Origin of the sequence: Streptomyces sp. NPDC093591 (assembly GCF_044764885.1) — a bacterium.
In the GTDB taxonomy this organism is placed as follows: Bacteria; Actinomycetota; Actinomycetes; order Streptomycetales; family Streptomycetaceae; genus Streptomyces.
Genome location: NZ_JBIWIY010000017.1, coordinates 103567 through 124352 on the forward strand (window position 1 = coordinate 103567; position 20786 = coordinate 124352).

Here is a 20786-nt window from a genome sequence, read left to right on the forward strand (position 1 = left end):
GCGGCGTCCGTCGCGCGGCGCACCCTCGCGGACCAGCGGAAGGACGGTCTGCAGAGCACGCCTGACCTGGGGTGCTCCGGGCCGTATGCGCCATCGGGGGCCCTCGGGGCGCCGGGTAAACTCCGGACACGTGACTTCTGCGCCCGTCAAGCCCCGCATCCCGAACGTCCTCGCCGGACGCTACGCCTCCACCGAGCTCGCCACGCTCTGGTCCCCCGAGCAGAAGGTGAAGCTCGAGCGGCAGCTCTGGCTCGCCGTGCTGCGGGCCCAGAAGGACCTCGGGATCGAGGTTCCGGACGAGGCGATCGCCGACTACGAGCGCGTCCTGGACACCGTCGACCTGGCCTCCATCGCCGAGCGCGAGAAGGTCACGCGGCACGACGTGAAGGCGCGGATCGAGGAGTTCAACGACCTCGCCGGGCACGAGCACGTGCACAAGGGCATGACGTCCCGCGACCTCACGGAGAACGTCGAGCAGCTGCAGATCCGGCTCTCGCTGGAGCTGATGCGCGACCGTACGGTCGCCGTCCTGGCCCGCCTCGGCAAGCTGGCCGGCGAGTACGGCGAGCTGGTCATGGCCGGCCGCTCGCACAACGTCGCCGCGCAGGCCACGACGCTGGGCAAGCGTTTCGCGACCGCCGCCGACGAGCTGCTCGTCGCGTACGGCCGGGTCGAGGAGCTGCTCGGCCGCTACCCGCTGCGCGGCATCAAGGGCCCGGTGGGCACGGCTCAGGACATGCTGGACCTGCTGGGTGGGGACGCCTCGAAGCTGGCGGACCTGGAGGGCCGGATCGCCGGGCACCTGGGCTTCTCGCAGGCGTTCACCTCGGTCGGCCAGGTATACCCGCGCTCGCTGGACTACGAGGTCGTGACCGCGCTGGTGCAGCTGGCGGCGGCGCCGTCGTCGCTGGCGAAGACGATCCGGCTGATGGCCGGGCACGAGCTGGTGACCGAGGGCTTCAAGCCGGGCCAGGTCGGCTCCTCCGCGATGCCGCACAAGATGAACACCCGCTCCTGCGAGCGCGTCAACGGCCTGATGGTGATCCTGCGCGGCTACGCCTCGATGACGGGCGAGCTGGCGGGCGACCAGTGGAACGAGGGCGACGTGTCCTGCTCGGTGGTGCGCCGGGTCGCGCTGCCGGACGCGTTCTTCGCGCTCGACGGGCTGCTGGAGACGTTCCTGACGGTCCTCGACGAGTTCGGCGCCTTCCCGACGGTCGTGGCGCGTGAGCTGGACCGTTACCTGCCGTTCCTCGCCACCACCAAGGTGCTGATGGGCGCGGTGCGCGCGGGCGTGGGCCGTGAGCTGGCGCACGAGGCGATCAAGGAGAACGCGGTCGCCTCCGCGCTGGCGATGCGCGAGCAGGGCGCCGAGCGCAACGAGCTGCTCGACAAGCTCGCCGCCGACGAGCGCATTCCGCTCGACCGCGCCGCACTGGACGCGCTGATGGCCGACAAGCTGTCCTTCACGGGCGCCGCGGCCGACCAGGTCGGCGTCGTCGTGGGCCGCATCGAGGAGATCGTGAAGCAGCGCCCGGAGGCCGCCGGTTACACGCCCGGGGCCATCCTCTAGCGCGTCGATCGGCATGGCGCGCTTCACAGCCGAGCAGTTGGAGGCCGCTCGCGACCGTCTGGTACCGGACGTCGTCGCGGACGGTCTCCATGTGCTGTTCTGCGGCATCAACCCCGGTCTGATGACGGCCGCGACCGGCCATCACTTCGCCCGCCCCGGCAACCGTTTCTGGCCGGTGCTGCACCTGTCCGGCTTCACGCCGAGGCTCATGAAACCGTCGGAGCAGCGGGAGTTGCTGTCCTACGGGCTCGGCATCACGAACGTCGTGGCACGGGCGACGGCACGGGCCGACGAGTTGAGCGCGGAGGAGTATCGCGAGGGCGGACGGCTGCTGGCGACGAAGGTGACGCGGCTGCGGCCACGTTGGCTGGCCGTGGTGGGCGTCACCGCGTACCGCGCCGCGTTCGAGGACCGCAAGGCCCAGGTGGGCCCGCAGGAGCGGGTGATCGGGGACACGCGCGTGTGGGTGCTGCCGAATCCGAGCGGGCTGAACGCGCATTGGACGGCGGCGACGATGGCGGAGGAGTTCGGGCGCTTGCGGGTGGCGGCGCGAGAGGGCTGACGAGTCATGGTGGGTCGATTTCCGTGACTACTGCCAGAAGCTGCACGTCGTCGGCCTCGTCCCGGTCGGCGACGGCCACCGCGACCCAACGGCCCGTCCCCTCCGCTTCCCACACGTGAGCGACGCGGGCTCGGGCGCTGAGTGAGGCCCAGGGCTCGGGTATCTCCTCTCGCTCGGTGCGCAGCGAAGTGGTCTGCAGATTCAGTGGATCCGTGTCACCCCAGCGGGGCGCGAGCAACTCGTAGAGCGCGTCCCGGTACTTCTCGTACTGCTCCACCGTCGCCGCCCGCATCCCGCAGTCACCCTGGCTCCCCTCTAACACCACGACGTGATAGCCCGGGCCCTCGTCGCCGACGTCCGACGGGCCGTGCTCCGCCGGGAAGGGGCGCAAGCACAGCTCGTCGATGAGGGCGAAGTGCCGTGCGATGTCCATGTGGTCCAGTAAACCCGGCCCCACTGACAATTGGCGTCCTGTCAGGCGTCCCGTCGCCGCACGCTCCACGCCCCCGCCACCAGCGCGGCAGCCGTCCACAGTGCGGTCACCGTCAGGCCCGACCATGGCCCGAGCGTGCCGTCGTAGGTCTGGTGGATCACGATCTGTCCCGCCTTGTCCGGCAGGAAGTCCGCGACGGTGCCCGCGGCATCGCCGATCACGAACGACACCACGAGGATGAACGGGATCAGGATGGACAGCGTGGCGACACCGCTGCGCAGCAGGACGGTGAGACCGGCCGCGAACAAGGCCATCAGCATGAGATAGATCCCGCAGCCCAGGACCCCGCGCACCTGCTCGGCCACGGTGAGCCCGCTCGCCGCGGAGCCGAGTCCCGCGCGTGCCACGAGGAGCGCGATGAAGGCGGTGGCCAGTCCGACGATCAGGGCCGGTACGGCGATGGCCGTCACCTTCGCGGCGAACCACCATCCACGCTGCGGGACCGCGGCCAGCGACAGTCGGAGCGCACCCCCGTGGTACTCCGACGACACAGCCAGCGCGCCGAACGAGATGGCCGCGATCTGGCCCGGCAGCACGCCGGACAGCGCGGTGAAGAGCGGGTCGAAATCCGGCTCGGAGGTCCCGGACGCGCCGGCCAGCGCGGAGAACGCCGTGGTCGCGGCGAGCAGTGCGAGCAGCGCTCCCGGCAGCGAGCGGAGCGTACGGATCTTGAGCCACTCCGAGTGGAGTACGGGCGCGAATGCCATGGTTCAGGCCTCCTGGGGGTGTGCGGTGAACTCGGCCTCGGTCGCGGTCAGATCGAGATAGGCCTGCTCCAACGTGCCTTCCTCGGCGGCGAGTTCGAGGACGGGGACGCCTGCCTGGGAGATCAGGCGGCCGATGTCGTCCACGCGCGCGTGGCGCACGGTCCAGTGCCCGTCCTCGTGCTGGACGGCATCGTGACCGTGTCGGGCGAGGGCGGTCTTGAGAGCGGTGGTGTCCGTGGTGCGGATGCGGACGCGGGGTTCCACGCGCGCGCGGATGAACTCCCGCATCGGGGTGTCGGCCAGCAGGCGCCCCCGGCCGAGGACCACGAGGTGGTCGGCGAAGGACGCGGTCTCGTTCATGAGGTGGCTGGAGACCAGGACCGTGCGCCCCTCCCCCGCGAGGCGACGCAGCAACTGGCGTATCCAGATGATGCCTTCGGGGTCGAGGCCGTTGGACGGCTCGTCGAGCATGACCACCTCCGGGTCGCCGAGGAGGGCGGCCGCGATACCGAGCCGCTGGCGCATGCCCAGGGAGTACGTCTTCACCCGACGGCGTGCGACCGACGTGAGCCCCGTCTCCTCCAGGACCTCGTCGACCCTGCGGTTGGGGATGCGGTTGCTCGCGGCCAGGACACGCAGATGGTCGCGAGCGGTGCGGGAGCCGTGCGCGGCCTGGGCGTCGAGCAACGCGCCCACCTGGCGCAGAGGTTCGTGGAGCGTCGCGTAGGCGCGGCCGCCGATCGTCGCGGTTCCGGAGGTTGGCCGGTCGAGGCCGAGCACCAGCCGCATGGTGGTGGACTTTCCGGCGCCGTTGGGGCCGAGGAAGCCGGTGACGCGGCCGGGCTCGACGCGGAAGGTGAGGTGGTCCACGGCCCGGCGGGTGCCGTACTCCTTGGTGAGGTCTTGGACGTCGATGCTGGTCATGGCAACAGACTGGCCGTCGGGGACAGGTGGGGGCCTCCCCCGTCCGAGGAGATCGTCTCCCCCGTGCGGGGGAGGCCCGTTGTCAGTGGCGGCTGGCACGATGGCGAAATGGTCCGCTTGCTGCGCCCGTTCGGCCGGGCGGTGACGTACACACGAGTGCTGCATCTGTTCATCGCCATCGTGTGGCCGTCGATGCTGCTGTTCATCGAGGAGGCGTGGTGGACCTGGGTGTCGGCGGCCGTGCTGCTCGCCCCGGCCGGGCTGATTCCCGCGATGCGCACCGTGGAAGGGCTGCAGGCGAAGCTGCTGCTGACCGGTCACCGGCACGACAGTGCGAGCGCCGACATCGTCGTCGCCCCGTCCGCCTCCTGGAGCGACCGCGGGCGGCTCGTCGTGTGGCTGGAGGCACGGCTCGTGCTCGGCTGCGCGACCTCCACATTCATCGTCCAACTGATGCTCGCCTCAGTGGACTTGGCGTTGTCGGCGTTCGGCCGCGACGCCGAGGAGGGTGTGCTGCTCTACCTCGACGGCCACCACTGGTGGCACCTCCTGCTCGCGCCCGTGTCGCTGGCTGTGCTGGCGCTGACCGTGGTCGGCTCGGGCCGGATCATCACCGCCCTCGCCCACCGCCTCCTCGGCCCTTCCCCCGCCGAGCGCCTCGCCGCCCTGGAGGAGCGCACCGAGCAGCTCCTGGAACGCACCCGCATCGCCCGCGAACTGCACGACTCCATCGGCCATGCCCTGACCGTGGCCGTGGTGCAGGCGGGTGCCGCGCGCGCGGCGGGCGACCCCTCCTTCACGGACCGGGCCTTGGACGCCATCGAGGAGACCGGCCGGGCCGCGCTGGAGGACCTGGAGCGGGTCCTCGGCATCCTGCGCGAGTCCGAGCGGCCGGTCGGCAGCCGGCCGACGCTCACGGACGCCGACCGGCTGCTGGAATCCGCACGTACCTCCGGCGCGAAGGTCGACGTCGACATGACCGGCCCCCTGGAGACAGTGCCGGGACCGGTCTCCCGGGAGGGCTACCGCATACTCCAGGAGTCGCTGACCAATGTGCTGCGGCACGCGGGCGCCGTCCCGGTACGGATCCGCATCGAGGTCACGGACGACGCCCTGGGTCTGGAGGTCCGCAGTCCGCTCGGCGCCGACATACCCGGGCCCGGCAGAGGCAGCGGCTTGCGTGGCATACGCGAGCGCGCGGCCCTGCTGGGCGGGCGCGCGCGGACCGGTCCCGACGAAGGTGACTGGCAGGTTCATGTTGAGCTGCCGCTCGGTTGATCTGCGAGTTGATCTACGCTGACCGGATGCCGGTCACCGTTCTCCTTGTCGACGACGAACCCCTCGTACGCGCCGGTCTGCGGGCGGTGTTGGAGGCCCAGCCCGACATCGAGGTCGTCGGGGAGGCGGCCGACGGGGCGGCGGTGATCCCGCTGGTCCGTCAGTTGCGGCCCGACGTGGTCGCCATGGACGTGCGGATGCCGCTGCTGGACGGGATCGAGGCCACGCGCGCGGTGCTGCGGACGGTCGACGAGCCGCCGAAGATCGTCGTCGTGACGACCTTCGAGAACGACGAGTACGTGTACGAGGCGCTGCGGGCCGGTGCCGACGGGTTCCTGCTGAAGCGGGCCCGGCCGGCCGAGATCGTGCACGCGGTGCGGCTGGTGGCCGCGGGCGAGTCGCTGTTGTTCCCCGCCTCGGTGCGCCGGCTCGCCGCGCGGTACGGCGACGACGGCGGCAACCGGGCGGCGCGCGCCGTACTGGAGCGGGCCCGGCTGACCGAACGGGAGGCCGAGGTGCTGCGGCTGATGGCACGTGGGCTGTCGAACGCGGAGATCGCCGCCCGGCTGGTCGTCGGCACGGAGACCGTGAAGTCACATGTGAGTGCCGTCCTGGCGAAGCTCGGGGCGCGCGATCGCACGCAGGCGGTGATCACGGCGTACGAGTCGGGGTTCGTGGCGCCGGGGTGATCCGGGCTTGCGGGGTGTGCGGTGAGGCACGACGGCCCTGTCCGGTGGTGTCGGCGTACGGACCGGCCGGTAGGCGCGGCGGGTGCCCACCCCTCGCCCGCGTCCGTCCCGGCGAGTAGCATCCGCCCAACATGCGTACGAGCTGGGAGGACGGACGTTGGGGCGGCTGACCGGCGGGGATCCCTCGCTGCTGCGAAGGATCAATTCCGCGGTGGTGCTGCACGCGCTGCGTGCCACGGACGCCGCGACGCTGACGGAGATCACCCGGGTCACCGGACTGTCCCGCCCGACCGTGGAGGGCGTCGTCGAGGGCCTCATCGAGGCGGGTTACGTCGTCGAGAAGGCCGCCGACGAAAGTGTCGTCCGGCGTCAGGGGCGGCCCGCGCGGCGGTTCCGGTTCCGGGCGGAGGCTGGGCATCTGCTGGGCGTGGACATCGGGTCGCATCGGGTGGCCGCGCTCCTCGCCGATCTGGACGGCCGGGTGCTCGGCTCCATCGCGAAGGACGTCGACGAGACGGCTCCGGCCGACGAGCGGCTGGAACGGCTGCGTACGGCGGTCGCCGAACTGTTGCGCCGGGCCGGTGTCGCGCGCGGCTCGTTGCGGGCCGTGGGTGTCGCGACGCCGGGCATCGTGGAGGCGGACGGCACCGTGCGGCTGGGCGCCGCGCTGCCCGAGTGGACGGGGCTGCGGCTGGGCGAGCGGCTGAGCCGGTCCTTCAAGTGCCCGGTGTTGGTGGAGAACGACGCCAACGCGGCGGCGGTCGCCGAGCACTGGAAGGGTTCGGCGACCGAGTCGGACGACGTGGTGTTCGTGCTGGCCGGGCTGAGCCCGGGCGCCGGTGCGCTGATCGGCGGGCAGCTGCACCGGGGATTCGGCGGGGCGGCCGGCGAGATCGGCGCGCTGCATCTGCTGGGCCGCGAGGCGACTCCGGAGACCCTGCTGTCCACCACGGACGAGCCCCTGAGGCCACTCGACGAGCACGCTGTCGCCGAGGTCTTCGCGCAGGCCCGGGAGGGCGACGAGGGGGCCCGCGCGGCCGTCGACCGCTTCATCCAGCGCCTCGTCCACGACGTGGCAGCCCTCGTCCTCGCGCTCGACCCCGAGCTGGTCGTCGTCGGCGGCTGGGCGGCGGGCCTGGACGGCGTACTGGAGCCGCTGCGGCGCGAGCTGGCCCGCTACTGCCTGCGCCCCCCGAAGGTCGCCCTGTCCCTTCTCGGCGAGGCGGCGGTGGCGACGGGAGCGCTGCGGCTCGCTCTCGACCATGTGGAGGAGCAGCTCTTCGCGGTGGAGGGCACGGTGACGGGACGGCGCTGACGCTCGGCGGTCAGTCGCCGCTCCCGGCGGCGGTGCGGTGCCGGGTGTGCCGGTGAACGCGTCGCGCCCCGGAGCGGGTCCGGGGCGCGAGGCAGGTGCCGGTGCGGCGGTCAGGACGCCCGGCGTTCCGGGTCCTGGTGGATCTCCACGCCGCCGAGGTCGCCGAAGGTCAGCCGGCACGTGTCCGCGCGGTACGTGGCGACGGAGAGCGCCGCGGTGCGGCCCTCGGCGATGTAGCGGGTGGTGACGACGAGGACGGGCGCCCCCGGCAGACGGTCCAGCTCCTTGGCGTCGTCCGCGCGGGCCGAGCCCAGCTCGACGGCGTTCTCCTGCCCCTCGAGGTCCAGGCGCTGCAGCTCGCGCAGCACGGCACGCGCGCGTGCGGCTGCGGACGGGGCGTCGATGGCGGAGAGGTCGGGCACCGACGACTGCGGGATGTAGAGCAGCTCGGCGGCGACGGGCTGGCCGTGCGTCACGCGGGAGCGGCGCACGATGTGCACGGCCTCGTCCCGGCCGATTTCCAGGGCGGCGGCGACGGACGCGGGCGGGACCGCCAGGGTGCAGTCCGCGGGCTGCCAGACGTCGTCGGCCGTCCCCGGCCAGGTGTGCTGCTCGGTGCCGACGGCCACGCCCACGCGGGGCGGCGCGACGGTCGTACCGACACCGCGGCGGCGCTGCAGTCGGCCTTCCAGTTCGAGCTGTTCCAGTGCCTGGCGGAGCGTGGCCCGGGCGACGCCGAAGCGGGCGGCCAGGTCGCGCTCGTTGGGCAGGATCTCGCCCACGGAGAACTCGGATTCCAATGCCTCACTGAGTACGGTCCTCAGGTGCCAGTACTTCGGTTCCGGCACCGATTCCAGCTGCGTGGTCCCCACCCTGTCCTCCGCAATCGCCGTGGCCCGTCGGCGTTTTAGCGCCCTTGTTTATTAAAGGTTGTTGCACTTCTCTGCGACCATAGGGCGGCCCTCACCCTTGGTCAATACCAATCGCCGGGAACGTTCACGGGGACGGGATCGAGCCGCCAAGCCCGGGGCTCGGCGGCGGGAACTACGCCGTGGCCAGGGAGGTCAGCTTGTCGGGGTTACGGATGATGTAGACCGACTGGATCCGCCCGTCCAGGACATCCAGCTGGAAGACGCTGTCGGGCTTGTCGCCGGACCGCACCAGCACCGCGGGGCCGCCGTTGAGCTCCAGGAACCGGAAGGACACATCGGCGACGCCCTTCCGCGCGGCGCCGACGAGGAAACGGCCCACCTTGTCGGCCGTCTCCAGGACCCGCACCGGCGCCTTGGCCTTGCCGCCGCTGTCGCCGACGAGGCGGACGTCCGGGGCCAGCAGGGACATGAGCCCCTCCAGGTCGCCCTCCGCCGCCGCGGCCAGGAACCGTTCGGTGAGATCGCGCCGCTGGACGGGGTCGACCTCGTAGCGCGGCCGCCGCTCGTCGACATGCTTGCGGGCCCGCCCGGCCAGCTGCCGCACCGCCGCCTCGCCTCGGTCGAGCATGGCGGCGATCTCGGCGTACGGGTAGCCGAAGGCCTCCCTGAGGACGAACACCGCCCGTTCCAGGGGCGAGAGCGACTCCAGGACGACGAGGACGGCGAGGGAGACGGAGTCGGCGAGGACGGCACGTTCCGCGCTGTCCGGGACGGTGTGCCCGAAGTCGGTGACGTACGGCTCCGGCAGCCAGGGGCCGATATACGTCTCGCCCCGCGCCTTGACCTGGCGCAGCCGGTCGATGGCGAGGCGGGTGGTGATGCGCACCAGATAGCCGCGCGGTTCGCGCACCTGCGACCGGTCGGCACCGGACCAGCGGAGCCATGCCTCCTGCACCACGTCCTCCGCGTCGGCCACGCGGCCGAGCATGCGGTAGGCGACCCCCAGGAGAACGGGGCGGTGCTCTTCGAAGACGTCGGTCTCGATGTCGGTGGTCACGTCTCCATCCCAGCCGACCCGTCCGCCCGTGTCCAGGCGAATTCGGCGGCGCCGGCCTTGTGGAGTCAATCCCGCGGCACACGGGACGGGTTGAGGGACTTTTCCGGCCTCCGGTCGGCGGCCGCCAGGGGCTACCCGCCGGTAGTAATTGCTGACAAGCTGTCTACGCCGTCCGTCAGCGTGTCCGCGCGTGTCCCAGACGAGGAGCACCCATGTCCGCCACCGTCTCCTTCAAGGTCCCCTCTCCCCACGGCCCGCAGAGTGTGACCGTCGACTACGCGCGCGTGGGGAGCGGCGAGCCGCTGCTCCTGTTGCACGGCATAGGTCACCACCGGCAGGTCTGGAACCCGGTGGTGGACATCCTGGCGGCCGAGCGGGAGGTGGTCTCCGTGGACCTGCCCGGGTTCGGCACGTCTCCGGGCCTGCCGGACGGCCTCGACTACGACCTGGCCACGACCACGGCCGTGTTCGCGGCCTTCTGCGCGGCCATGGAACTCGACCGGCCGCATGTCGTGGGCAACTCGCTGGGCGGGCTCATCGCGCTGGAGCTCGGCCGCGAGAAGCTCGTGCGGTCCGTCACCGCCCTGTCCCCCGCGGGGTTCTGGTCCGAGGCCGAGCGACGCTATGCCTTCGGTGTACTGCTGGCGATGCGGCACATCTCCCGGCGGCTGCCGATGCCCCTGGTGGAGCAGCTGTCCCGGTCGGCGGCCGGTCGTACGGTCCTGACGAGCACGATCTACGCCCGCCCCGGCCGCCGTTCACCCGAGGCCGTGGTGGCCGAGACCCTCGCGCTGGCGCGGGCCACGGGATTCGACCAGACTCTCCGGGCCGGCCGGGCCGTCCGGTTCGCCGACGACATCCCCGGGATCCCGGTCACCGTGGCGTGGGGCACCAGGGACCGGCTGCTCGTGCGCCGGCAAGGGGTGCGCGCCAAGCAGATCATCCCCCGGGCGCGTCTCGTCCGGCTGCCCGGCTGCGGCCACTGCCCGATGAACGACGACCCGGCCCTGGTCGCGCGGGTCATCCTCGACGGCAGCCGCTGACCCGCGCGGGGCGCGCGTCAACGCGCCGGAACCCAGGGCGACTCCGGCGCCGACGAGGGCGCTGCCCAGGGCTTGGGCGGTGCCGTAGGAGCCGGTTCCGACGAGCGGGGCGGTGCAGGCGGCGGCGACCGGGATGAGGCCGGAGAAGAGCGTGGCGCGCTCGGCGCCGATCCGTTGCATGCCCATGTACCAGCACACGAAGCCGACGACGGTCACGACCACCGCCTGCCACAGCAGCGCGACGCTCTCCGTGCCGTCGGGACGCCGCAGCCACGCGGTGCCGTCCAGCAGCAGCCCGGCCACCGCGGACTCGACGGCGGCGACCCCGCACACGGTGGCGGACAGCAGCCGCGGGCCCAGGGGACGCAGCACGGGCACGGCGAGGACCGCGAAGCCGACCTCGCCCACCAGCGCGCACGCGGAGAAGGCGATGCCCGCGCCGTCCGTGCGGCCCCAGCCCTGGACCGCGAACGCGCCCGCGGCGACGGTCAACGCCCCGTACAGGACGGCCCGTTGGGGCCGGCGTCCGTCCAGCAGGGGGACGACGACGGCCACGACCACGGGCGCACAGCCGACGAGGACACCGGGAACCGCGGGTTCGGCGGTGCGCTCGGCGGCGATGACGGCGAGGTTGAAGCCGACCATGCCGACGGCCGCGAGCACCGCGAGGCGGACCCACTGACCGGCGGCCAGTGCCCGCAGCCGGGCCGTGGCGTCCCGGCCGGCCAGCGGGACGAGCAGGAGACAGGCGAGGCCGTAGCGCAGGAACTGGCCGCCCGCGTAGGGGTAGTCGCCCAGGAGGCTGTTGGCGGTGAAGGACCCTCCGACGAGGACACAGGCGAGCGCGGCGAGAAGGGCACCGCGCGTGGTGGTGGCGTTCATGGCAGCGACGCTAGGAACCGCCGCGGTCCGGATTAAGGTCCACTTTCATGACTCCATCGGAGACCAATTCCGCCGGCCGGCCGCCGCGGTCCACCACGACGCCGTGCGCCGCCGAGCCGAGCAGGCCGACGCCCTCGGCGGGCAGCGCGGAGCGTCACGTGCCGTCGCCCGCCTGGGAGTTGCTTCTTCCCGCCGCGTCGGCGCCCGCACGCGCGCGTGGGCGTTCGCTGCAGGCGGCGCTGCGTGAGGCGGTGCGGTCGGGGCGGCTCGCGCCGGGTACACGGCTGCCGTCGAGCAGGGATCTCGCCGCCGACCTCGGAGTGTCGCGCGGGCTGGTCACCGAGGCGTACGAGCAGTTGACGGCGGAGGGCTATCTGCGCAGCGGCCGGGGTGCCGGAACGTGGGTGGGCGACGCGGTACGGGCCGCCGGGCCACGCGCGCGTGACCTCGCGCCGCGCTCCACCGACGCCAGGGCCGACTTCGTGCCCGGGACGCCGGACATGTCGCTGTTCCCCCGTGCCGCGTGGGCGGCGGCCCAGCGCGGGGTGCTGGCCGAGCTGCCGCACCACGAGCTCGGCTATCCCGACCCGCGCGGGCTGCCCCGGCTGCGTACGGCGCTCGCCGAACTCCTCGCTCGCCGCCGGGGCGTGGTCGCGGACCCCGAGCGCATCGTGGTCGTCTCCGGGGTGGCGCAGGCGACGACGCTGCTCGGCTTCGTGCTGCACGCGCGCGGGATGCGCGAAGTCGGCGTCGAGGACCCGGGAAGCCCGCAGCACGACGCCCTGTATGCCGCCGCCGGCGTCACGACCCTGCCGCTGCCGCTGGACGAGGAGGGGCTGGCCATGGGCCCGCTGCGGGAGTCGGGCGTACGGTCCGTCGTCACGACACCGGCCCACCAGTTCCCCACCGGCATCGCCTACTCCGCCCGCCGACGCACCGAGCTGCTCGACTGGGCGCGGTCCGTCGAGGGCGTCGTCCTCGAGGACGACTACGACGGGGACTTCCGGTACGATCGCGCCCCCGTCGGCGCGCTCCAGGGGCTCGACCCCGAGCGCGTCGCCTACACGGGCTCGGTCAGCAAGTCCCTCGCTCCGGGTCTGCGGCTGGGCTGGCTGCTCGTACCGGAGTCGCTGGCCGAGGACGTCGTCGAGCGCAAACGGACCATGGACCTCGGGCATCCGGCCCTGGACCAGGCGCTGTTCGCCCGGTTCCTGGAGCGTGGTGACTACGACCGCCAGCTGCGCCGCTGCCAGCGGGCGTACCGGGAGCGTCGTGACACGCTCGTCGCGGCTCTGGAGGAGCATTTTCCGGGCGCGGAGGTGACCGGGATCGCCGCGGGGCTGCACGTCATCGCGGCCGTGCCGGAACGGTTCGGACCTCAGGAGCGGTTCCTCGCGCGCGTGGCCGCCGCCGGGGTCGCGGTGCGTCCACTGACGGACTACGCACACGCGCGTGCCGGTGACGGGAGCCGGCCGGGCGTGCGGCTCGTCCTGGGATACGCGCACCTGTCGCCCGCGCGGATCCGGGCGGGGGTACGGCTGATGGCCGAGGCGGTCGCCGGCCGCCGGGACACCGCGCCCACCGGCGGGTGACCGGAACCGTACGTCCGCCTGTCTCCCGCGTGACTCCCCGGTTTCCTTGCGGAAGCGGTCAGTTGTTCACTTGTGGTTTCCGTGTGCGCTGCGGCGCACCAGTAGTTGTGGCACTGCACACTGGCCGGATCCCGCCCCTGGAGGCCTCCATGTCACACCGTCCGTTCCCGGGTCGTCGCAGCGTCCTGCGCGGCTCGCTCGCCGCCTCGGCGGCACTCACCCTGCCCACGGCGCTCGGCTCGGCACCGGCGTTCGCCCTGTCGGGACGCCCCAAGGCGGGCTGGGGCGTGCAGACGGGAGACGTGACCTGCGACTCCGGGCTGGTGTGGGTGCGTTCGGACCGTCCGGCTCGGATGGTCGTCGAGACGTCCGCGACGGAGTCGTTCCGCAACCCGCGCAGATGGCAGGGCCCGCTGCTCGGCGCCGACACCGACTTCACCGGCACGACCCGGCTGCGCGGTCTGCCGTCCGGCGAGCAGATCCACTACCGCGTGCTGCTCGCCGACCCGGACGACCCGCGCCGCACCGGGGAGCCGGTCACCGGCACGTTCCGTACGGCCTCCGCGCGGCGGCGTGACGGCGTGCGCTTCGTGTGGTCGGGCGACCTGGCCGGGCAGGGCTGGGGCATCAACCCGGACTTCGGCGGCTACCGGATCTACAACGCGATGGCCGCGCTGGACCCGGACCTCTTCCTCTGCAGCGGCGACAACATCTACGCCGACGGCCCGATCTCGGCCTCGGTCGCCCTGCCCGACGGCAGCACCTGGCGGAACATCACCACCGAGGAGAAGTCCAAGGTCGCCGAGACGCTGGCCGAGTTCCGCGGCAACTTCCGCTACAACCTGCTCGACGAGAACCTCAAGCGGTTCAACGCCCAGGTCCCGTCCATCATCCAGTGGGACGACCACGAGGTGACCAACAACTGGTACCCCGGTGAGATCCTCGGCGACGCCCGCTACACGGAGAAGAACGTCGACGTCCTGGCCGCTCGCGCCCGGCAGGCGTTCTCGGAGTACTTCCCCATCTCGACGCTGCGCCGCCCCGACGGCCGGGTCTACCGGGTGGTCAACCACGGTCCGCTGCTGGACGTGTTCGTGCTGGACATGCGGACCTACCGCAACGCCAACTCGACGGACGACCAGGCCACCGACGCGCAGGGCATCCTCGGCGCCGAGCAGCTGGACTGGCTCAAGCGCGAGCTGTCCCGCTCCCGGGCGGTGTGGAAGGTGATCGCCTCCGACATGCCGCTCGGTCTGGTGGTACCGGACACCGGCGACGGCAAGCCGAACATCGAGGCCGTCGCCCAGGGCGACCCGGGGGCCCCGCTGGGCCGTGAGCTGCAGATCGCCGAGCTGCTGCGGTTCATCAAGCACCGCAGGATCACGGGCACGGTGTGGCTGACCGCGGACGTGCACTACACCTCGGCCCAGCACTACCAGCCCTCGCGGGCGGCCTTCACCGACTTCGAGCCGTTCTGGGAGTTCGTCTCCGGCCCGCTCAACGCGGGCGCGTTCCCGGCGAACACCCTGGACAACACCTTCGGCCCGGAGCGGGTGTTCCTTAAAGCGCCGACGACCGCGAACGTCTCGCCCGCCGGGGGCTACCAGTTCTTCGGCGAGGTCGACATCGACGGCGGCAGCGGCGAGCTGACGGTGCGCCTGCGCGAGTCGGACGGCACCGTGCTGTTCACGCAGGTGCTGCAGCCGGGCCGGGTCGGTCAGTAGATCCCGTAGCCTGAAACCCGTGCCGCGCACCGGTGTCATCCCCCGGGGCGCGGCACGGTCGCACCGGTCGGGCCCGCAACGTAATTGAAAAACCTACAAATTAGACATAAGCGTTCTTTACCGCCCCGTCACAAGGCGTTCGTGATCACGCAACACCGTTCCTTCACAGTGGGTGCATGAGTCGAGACATGTCTGATGTGACGCGTGCGAAGCACGGACGTCCTGTACACCACTGGCGGCGTGACGTCATCGAACTCGCCGCGCTCTTCACCGCGGTGGCGGCGGCCGACGCCGTGGCGAACCTGATCGGGCACGGGCCCGACGGACCGACGCTACTGCTGGTCTCGGCGGCCGTGCTGGTCGCCACGGCGGGGTTCCACACATGGTGGGCACGCCGCCACGGTCACGCACCGCCGACAGGCGATACCGGTGCCCGGCCGCGCTCCGAGAAGCGGGCCGGGCAGTCGGACACCGGACCGTCGGACCAGGCACGGGACACGGCCGAGACGGCGCCCGGGGACAGCGCGCTGTGGCGGATGCGGACGACGGTGAAGGACGAACCGGGATCGCTGGCCGCGCTGTGCACGGCCCTCGCCGAGCTGCGGGTGGACATCCTGAGCCTGCAGACGCATCCGCTGGCCGAGGGCACGGTGGACGAGTTCCTGCTGCGTACGCCCGGCGGGCTCGCGGCGGCCGAGATCACCCGGACGGTCTCGGTGGCCGGCGGCGCCGGGACCTGGATCGAGCGGGCCGACGCCCATGACCTGGTGGACGCGCCGACCCGGGTGCTCGGCCTCGCCACCCGTACCGCCCTGGACGCGGCCGAACTTCCGCTGGCGCTACGGCAGTTGCTGGGCCGGTGCACCATCCGGTCGCTGCCCGCCGGGCCGGCCGGGGGCGGCCGGGGGCCGGAGCCGGTACCGACGGAAGGGGCCCTGGAGGAGACCGTGATGCGGCTGCGGGCGCCGGAAGGCGGAGTGATCACCGTGGAGCGGCCGTATCTGCCGTTCACGCCGACCGAGTTCGCGCGGGCGCGGGCGCTGGTGGAGCTGGACGCGCGGCTCGGCCCGCGCGTGCCGCGCAGCCAGGACGTGCTGACGTTGCCCGAGGGCAACGACATCACCGTGCGCCGGGCGGACACCGGTGATCTCCGGGCCGCCAGGGAGATGCACGAGCGGTGCTCGGCGCGGACGCTCGGGATGCGGTACCACGGGCCGGTCGGTGACGCGGACCGCTATCTCAAGCATCTGCTCAGTCCGCGGTTCGGGCGGACGCTCGCCGTGCAGACCGCGTCGGGACGTGTCGTCGGGCTCGGTCATCTGCTGTGGGACGGTGACGAGACGGAGGTCGCGCTGCTCGTCGAGGACGCGTGGCAGCGGCGGGGCATCGGCAGCGAGTTGCTGCGCAGGCTGGTGGGGATGGCCCTCGACGCGGGCTGCGAGAGTGTGTACGCCGTGACGCAGTCGGCCAACACCGGGATGGTCGCGGCGATGCGGGGGCTGGGGCTCCCCCTCGACTATCAGATCGAGGAGGGGACCCTCGTCATCACGGCGCGGTTGGCTCCGCCGGTTGAGCCGGAGGACGGCGTGGTTGAGGTTGCGGAGCGAGTGTCGAGTGCGGGTGAGTTGGGTAAGGCCTGAGCGCCGTAGGGGTTAGTGAAGGCCGGCGGCTGCGGGTTCGATGTGGCTTGTCGCGCCCCGCGGCGGAGCCGCATGTCGATACGGTCCCGCGCCCCTTTGGGGGCGCGTCCGCGCCCCCAGTGCCTCATCAAGGTCCGCCCACAGATCGTCGGCATCCTCCAGACCCACCGACATCCGCAGCAACCGTTCGCTCACCCCGGCGTCCCGGCGGTCGTCCGCGTCCACGATGCGGTGGCTGATGGACGCCGGGTGCTGGATCAGGGTGTCGACGCTGCCGAGGCTGACGGCGGGGGTGATCAGGCGGACGCCGGCGATGACCTCGTGCGGGTCGCCGTGGACCTCGAAGGCGATCATCGCGCCGCCGATGCTGGGGTAGTGGACGCGGGCAACGCGCGGGTCGGCGGTGAGGCGGCGGGCGAGTTCGGCGGCGGTCGCGGAGGCGGCCCGGACGCGGACCGGCAGGGTGGACAGGCCGCGCAGCAGCAGATAGCCGGCCAGCGGATGCAGGACGCCGCCCGTGGCGAACCGTATCTGCCGCAGCCGTCCGGCGAACTCCTCGTCGCAGGCCACCACGCCCGCCATCACGTCCCCGTGTCCGCCGAGGTACTTGGTGGCGCTGTGCAGCACCAGCCGTGCGCCCTGTTCGGCGGGGCGCTGGAGGACCGGCGTGGCGAAGGTGTTGTCCGCGAGCAGCGGGACCGAGCCGCAGGCATGGGCCACCGCCCGCAGGTCCACCTCGGCGAGGGTCGGATTCGCCGGGGACTCCACCATCACCAGACCGGTGTCCGGGCGCAGCGCCTCCGCGATCCCGGCCGGGTCGGTCCAGGTCACCTCCGAGCCCAGCAGTCCGGCGGTCAGCAGGTGGTCGCTGCAGCCGTACAGCGGACGTACGGCGACGACGTGGCGCAGGCCCATCGAGGCCCGTACGAGAAGAACCGCGCTCAGCGCCGCCATCCCGCTGGCGAAGGCGACCGCCGCCTGCGTGCCCTCGAGGCGGGCCAGGGCGGTCTCGAAGCGGGCGACGGTCGGATTGCCCAGGCGGCCGTAGACGGGCGGGCCGTCCGGCTCCGCGCCGGTCGTGGCGAACGCGTCGATGCGGGCGGCCTCGCCGCGGCTGTCGTAGGACGGGTAGGTGGTCGACAGGTCGATCGGCGGGGCGTGCAGTCCCTGCCGGGCGAGGTCGTCGCGGCCGGCGTGCACGGCCTCGGTGGCGAGTGCTCTGGGGGCGGGGCGGCGTACGCCGTCGTACGCCTGCGTGTCCAGGGGCGTGTCCATGACCGAAGGGTGAACACCGACCGGGCGACAGTGGCGATGCTCCGTGTTACGTTCGGCCAATGGCCGAATCTGTCGTACTGGACCCGGTGGATCTCCAGCTGCTGAGACTTCTGCAGAACGACGCCCGGGCCACCTACCGCGACCTCGCCGCTCAGGTCGGGGTCGCGCCGTCGACGTGCCTGGACCGGGTGACGCGGCTGCGCCGGTCGGGCGTGATCCTCGGGCACCGGCTTCAGCTCGATCCGGCGAAGCTCGGGCGGGGGTTGCAAGCGCTGCTGTCCGTGCAGGTCAGGCCGCACCGACGGGAGTTGGTGGGGCCGTTCGTGGAGCGGATCCGCGCTCTGCCGGAGGCGCTGACCGTCTTCCACCTCACCGGTCCCGACGACTACCTCGTCCATGTCGCGGTGGCGGACATGGCGGATCTGCAGCGCCTGGTCCTGGACGAGTTCACCGCCCGCCGGGAGGTGGCCCGGGTGGAGACCCGGTTGATCTTCCAGCAGTGGGACTGCGGCCCCATGCTGCCGCCTTCGCCCTCAGCTCAATCCGAGTGACGTACCGCGGCCCTCGTATGAGGATGGACCGCATGTCTGAGACCAACAGCCCGCTGCCCCGTGAGGTCGCCGACGCCTACGTCGACGAACTCATCGCCCTCGACCCGGTCACTGGTACGTATCTCGGCGTGAAGGAGAGTTCGAGCAAGCTCCCCGACCTCTCGCCCGCGGGCCAGGAGGCGCTCGCGGACCTCGCGCGGGCCACGCTCGCGCGGCTCGACGAGGCCGAGCGCCGGCCCGGCGCGGACAGTGACATCGAGCGCCGGTGTGCGCGCCTGCTGCGTGAGCGGCTGACCGCCGAACTCGCCGTGCACGAGGCCGAGGAGGGCCTGCGCTCGGTCGGCAACATGGCCACCCCCGCGCACTCGGTGCGCGAGATCTTCACGGTCACACCGAGCCGGACCGACGAGGACTGGGCGGCGATCGCCGAGCGGCTGCGCGCGGTTCCGGCCGCGTACGCGGGGTACCGCGAGTCCCTCGCAATGGGTCTGGAGCGCAAGCTGTACGCGGCCCCGCGCCCGACCGCCACCTTCGTCGAGCAGCTCACCGAGTGGGCGGACACCGGCGAGGGCCGCGGCTGGTTCGAGGACTTCGCATCGGCCGGTCCCGAGTCGCTGCGCGCGGAGCTGGACGAGGCCGCCCGCGGGGCGACGGCCGCCGTGGTGGAGCTGCGCGACTGGATGCGCGATGTGTACGCGCCGGCGGTCGAGGGCGCGCCCAACACGGTGGGGCGCGAGCGGTACGCCCGCTGGGCCCGTTACTTCAACGGCATCGACCTCGACCTGGACGAGGCCTACGCGTACGGCTGGTCCGAGTTCCACCGGCTGCTCGGCGAGATGAGGAAGGAGGCCGAGAGGATCCTCCCGGGTGCCGCGACGCCGTGGGTGGCGCTGGCCCACCTCGACGAGCACGGCAAGCACATCGAGGGCGTCGACGAGGTCCGTGAGTGGCTCCAGGGCCTGATGGACGAGGCGATCGAGAAGCTCGACGGCACGCACTTCGAACTCGCCGAGCCGGTACGCAAGGTGGAGTCGTGCATCGCCCCGCCCGGCGGCGCCGCCGCTCCGTACTACACGGCCCCGTCCGAGGACTTCTCGCGGCCCGGCCGTACCTGGCTGCCGACGATGGGCCAGACCCGGTTCCCGGCCTACGACCTGGTCTCGACCTGGTACCACGAGGGCGTCCCGGGGCATCACCTCCAGCTCGCCCAGTGGGCGTACGTCGCGCAGGACCTCTCCCGCTACCAGGCCACCGTCGGCCACGTCAGCGCCAACTGCGAGGGCTGGGCGCTGTACGCGGAGCGGCTCATGGACGAGCTCGGCTTCCTCACGGACCCGGAGCACCGGCTCGGTTACCTCGACGCGCAGATGATGCGGGCCGCCCGGGTCATCGTCGACATCGGCATGCACCTGGAGCTGGAGATCCCGGCCGACTCGCCGTTCCACCCGGGCGAGCGCTGGACGCCGGAGCTGGCCCAGGAGTTCTTCGGCTCGCACAGCAGCCGTCCGGCGGACTTCGTGGAGAGCGAGCTGACCCGCTATCTGACGATCCCGGGCCAGGCGATCGGCTACAAGCTCGGCGAGCGGGCGTGGCTGCTGGGCCGCGACAAGGCGCGCCAGCGGCTCGGGGACGCCTTCGACCTCAAGGCCTGGCACATGGCGGCGCTGTCGCAGGGTTCCCTGGGCCTGGACGACCTGGTGGACGAGCTGGCCGCGCTCTGACGGTCACCTTGTGATCAGCGCCGGAATCCGCCCTCGGAGTCGATGACCTGACCGGTGATCCAGCCCGCCTCGTCCGTCGCCAGCCAGGCGATGAGGCGGGCCGGGTCGTCGGGGACGCCCCACCGGCCGGCGGGGAAGCGGGCCGCCACGGCTTCGTACGCCTCGCCGGTCAGGTAACCCGTGTCCACGGGGCCGGGGTTGACGGTGTTCACCGTGATCCCCCGCTCGGCGAGCGTGGTCGCCAGGGAGCGGGTGATCGAGGCGAGGGCGCCCTTCTGGAGGGCGTAGGCGATCTCGCCGGGCATTCCGTCCGCGATGTCCTGGCCGGAGGTCATCATCACGACGCGGCCGCCGGGGCCGGCCGGCCTCAGCCGGGCGTGTGCCTGGACGAGCAACAGCACCGAGCGGGTGTCGACCGCCCAGTGCGTGTCGAGCATCGCGGCGTCGATGTCGTCGAGGGTGCCGTCGGAGCCGCTCTGCGCGTGGTTGGCGATCAGGATGTCGAGCCGTCCGCCGAGCGCCGCGGCGGCCGTGGCGACCAGTTCGGCGGGCGCGGCCGGGTCGGAGAGGTCGCCGGGGCCCGCGAGGACCTGGGCATCCGGGTCGCCGAGCGCCTCGCGCACGGAGGCGACGACCTCCTCTGGCCGGTCCGCTCCCCACGGCATGGCGGCGTCATGCGGCACATGGTGGTGCAGATAGACGCTCGCCCCGTACGCCGCGAGCCGCCGGGCCACGGCATGACCGATACCGGCCCGTCTGCTGGCCCCGGTGACCAGGGCGGTCCGTCCCCGCAGGGGCAGAAGGTCGCGGCGCAGGGACTCGGGGGCGGGGTGCGGAAGTCGGGGCATGGCAGTTCATGATGGGGAACGGCCGGGTCCGGCGCACCTG

At 72.4% G+C, this 20786-nt stretch carries 18 protein-coding genes and 1 pseudogene; 11 read left to right on the top strand and 8 right to left on the bottom strand.

The window, feature by feature from the left end; all coding sequences use genetic code 11:
• The first annotated feature begins 130 nt into the window (after positions 1-130).
• Both purB and mug read left to right on the top strand, forming a co-directional pair.
• A complete protein-coding gene (purB, locus tag ACIREI_RS32195; RefSeq protein WP_403340275.1) occupies positions 131-1573 on the top strand; it encodes an adenylosuccinate lyase in 1443 nt (480 codons plus the stop codon).
• Between the two features lie 13 nt (positions 1574-1586).
• Positions 1587-2135 carry a G/U mismatch-specific DNA glycosylase gene (gene mug / locus ACIREI_RS32200; RefSeq protein WP_403340278.1) on the top strand — a complete coding sequence of 183 codons (549 nt, stop codon included), beginning with the start codon at positions 1587-1589 and terminating at the stop codon, positions 2133-2135.
• Between the two features lie 4 nt (positions 2136-2139).
• On the opposite strand, the gene ACIREI_RS32205 is transcribed toward mug, so the two are convergent.
• The 3 genes from ACIREI_RS32205 to ACIREI_RS32215 are packed head-to-tail and all read right to left on the bottom strand — an operon-like array spanning position 2140 to position 4259.
• Positions 2140-2568 carry a hypothetical protein gene (locus ACIREI_RS32205; protein WP_403340281.1) on the bottom strand — a complete coding sequence of 143 codons (429 nt, stop codon included), beginning with the start codon at positions 2566-2568 and terminating at the stop codon, positions 2140-2142.
• Between the two features lie 41 nt (positions 2569-2609).
• Positions 2610-3335, bottom strand: a complete 726-nt coding sequence (locus ACIREI_RS32210) for an ABC transporter permease (RefSeq protein WP_403340284.1) — start codon at positions 3333-3335, stop codon at positions 2610-2612.
• A 3-nt stretch (positions 3336-3338) separates the two neighbouring features.
• Complete coding sequence (locus tag ACIREI_RS32215) at positions 3339-4259, bottom strand: ABC transporter ATP-binding protein (RefSeq protein ID WP_403340286.1); 921 nt, start codon at positions 4257-4259, stop codon at positions 3339-3341.
• 108 nt (positions 4260-4367) lie between these two features.
• Here ACIREI_RS32215 and ACIREI_RS32220 point away from each other — a divergent pair, with 108 nt between their 5' ends.
• The 3 genes from ACIREI_RS32220 (at position 4368) to ACIREI_RS32230 (ending at position 7541) form a co-directional block, all read left to right on the top strand.
• Positions 4368-5537: a sensor histidine kinase gene (locus tag ACIREI_RS32220; protein ID WP_403340289.1), complete on the top strand. Its 1170-nt coding sequence runs from the start codon at positions 4368-4370 to the stop codon at positions 5535-5537.
• Between the two features lie 26 nt (positions 5538-5563).
• Positions 5564-6226, top strand: a complete 663-nt coding sequence (locus tag ACIREI_RS32225; protein WP_403340291.1) for a response regulator — start codon at positions 5564-5566, stop codon at positions 6224-6226.
• 157 nt (positions 6227-6383) lie between these two features.
• Positions 6384-7541 carry an ROK family transcriptional regulator gene (locus ACIREI_RS32230; protein WP_403340294.1) on the top strand — a complete coding sequence of 386 codons (1158 nt, stop codon included), beginning with the start codon at positions 6384-6386 and terminating at the stop codon, positions 7539-7541.
• 110 nt (positions 7542-7651) lie between these two features.
• Here the strand turns inward: ACIREI_RS32230 and ACIREI_RS32235 are convergent, their stop codons facing one another.
• Both ACIREI_RS32235 and ACIREI_RS32240 read right to left on the bottom strand, forming a co-directional pair.
• Positions 7652-8413 (bottom strand): GntR family transcriptional regulator, encoded by a 762-nt coding sequence (locus ACIREI_RS32235; RefSeq protein WP_403340297.1) that lies wholly within the window; start codon positions 8411-8413, stop codon positions 7652-7654.
• A gap of 172 nt (positions 8414-8585) precedes the next feature.
• The gene (locus tag ACIREI_RS32240) at positions 8586-9470 is read right to left on the bottom strand and encodes an RNA polymerase sigma-70 factor (protein WP_403340298.1); all 885 of its coding nucleotides are present in this window, start codon (positions 9468-9470) and stop codon (positions 8586-8588) included.
• Between the two features lie 212 nt (positions 9471-9682).
• On the opposite strand from ACIREI_RS32240, the gene ACIREI_RS32245 reads away from it, so the two are divergent.
• A complete protein-coding gene (locus ACIREI_RS32245) occupies positions 9683-10513 on the top strand; it encodes an alpha/beta fold hydrolase (RefSeq protein WP_403340300.1) in 831 nt (276 codons plus the stop codon).
• 93 nt (positions 10514-10606) lie between these two features.
• Here the strand turns inward: ACIREI_RS32245 and ACIREI_RS32250 are convergent.
• A pseudogene (locus ACIREI_RS32250) lies at positions 10607-11395 on the bottom strand (EamA family transporter); the annotation flags it as partial.
• A gap of 47 nt (positions 11396-11442) precedes the next feature.
• Between ACIREI_RS32250 and ACIREI_RS32255 the strand changes: the two are divergent.
• The 3 genes from ACIREI_RS32255 to ACIREI_RS32265 all read left to right on the top strand — a co-directional run bounded on the left by ACIREI_RS32255 (position 11443) and on the right by ACIREI_RS32265 (position 16351).
• Positions 11443-12987: a PLP-dependent aminotransferase family protein gene (locus ACIREI_RS32255; RefSeq protein ID WP_403340302.1), complete on the top strand. Its 1545-nt coding sequence runs from the start codon at positions 11443-11445 to the stop codon at positions 12985-12987.
• Between the two features lie 149 nt (positions 12988-13136).
• On the top strand, positions 13137-14711 hold the full coding sequence (locus ACIREI_RS32260; protein ID WP_403340305.1) for an alkaline phosphatase D family protein: 1575 nt from the start codon (positions 13137-13139) through the stop codon (positions 14709-14711).
• Between the two features lie 188 nt (positions 14712-14899).
• On the top strand, positions 14900-16351 hold the full coding sequence (locus ACIREI_RS32265; protein ID WP_403340307.1) for a GNAT family N-acetyltransferase: 1452 nt from the start codon (positions 14900-14902) through the stop codon (positions 16349-16351).
• Between the two features lie 12 nt (positions 16352-16363).
• On the opposite strand, the gene ACIREI_RS32270 is transcribed toward ACIREI_RS32265, so the two are convergent.
• Entirely contained in the window at positions 16364-17626 is a 1263-nt protein-coding gene (locus ACIREI_RS32270) for a trans-sulfuration enzyme family protein (protein ID WP_403340310.1), read from the bottom strand.
• Positions 17627-17685: 59 nt separating this feature from the next.
• On the opposite strand from ACIREI_RS32270, the gene ACIREI_RS32275 reads away from it, so the two are divergent.
• Positions 17686-18177, top strand: coding sequence for an Lrp/AsnC family transcriptional regulator (locus ACIREI_RS32275; protein ID WP_403340312.1), 492 nt, complete (start codon positions 17686-17688; stop codon positions 18175-18177).
• Positions 18178-18209: 32 nt separating this feature from the next.
• Entirely contained in the window at positions 18210-19898 is a 1689-nt protein-coding gene (locus ACIREI_RS32280; protein ID WP_403340315.1) for a DUF885 domain-containing protein, read from the top strand.
• 14 nt (positions 19899-19912) lie between these two features.
• On the opposite strand, the gene ACIREI_RS32285 is transcribed toward ACIREI_RS32280, so the two are convergent.
• A complete protein-coding gene (locus ACIREI_RS32285; protein WP_403340317.1) occupies positions 19913-20746 on the bottom strand; it encodes an SDR family oxidoreductase in 834 nt (277 codons plus the stop codon).
• Positions 20747-20786: the final 40 nt, after the last annotated feature.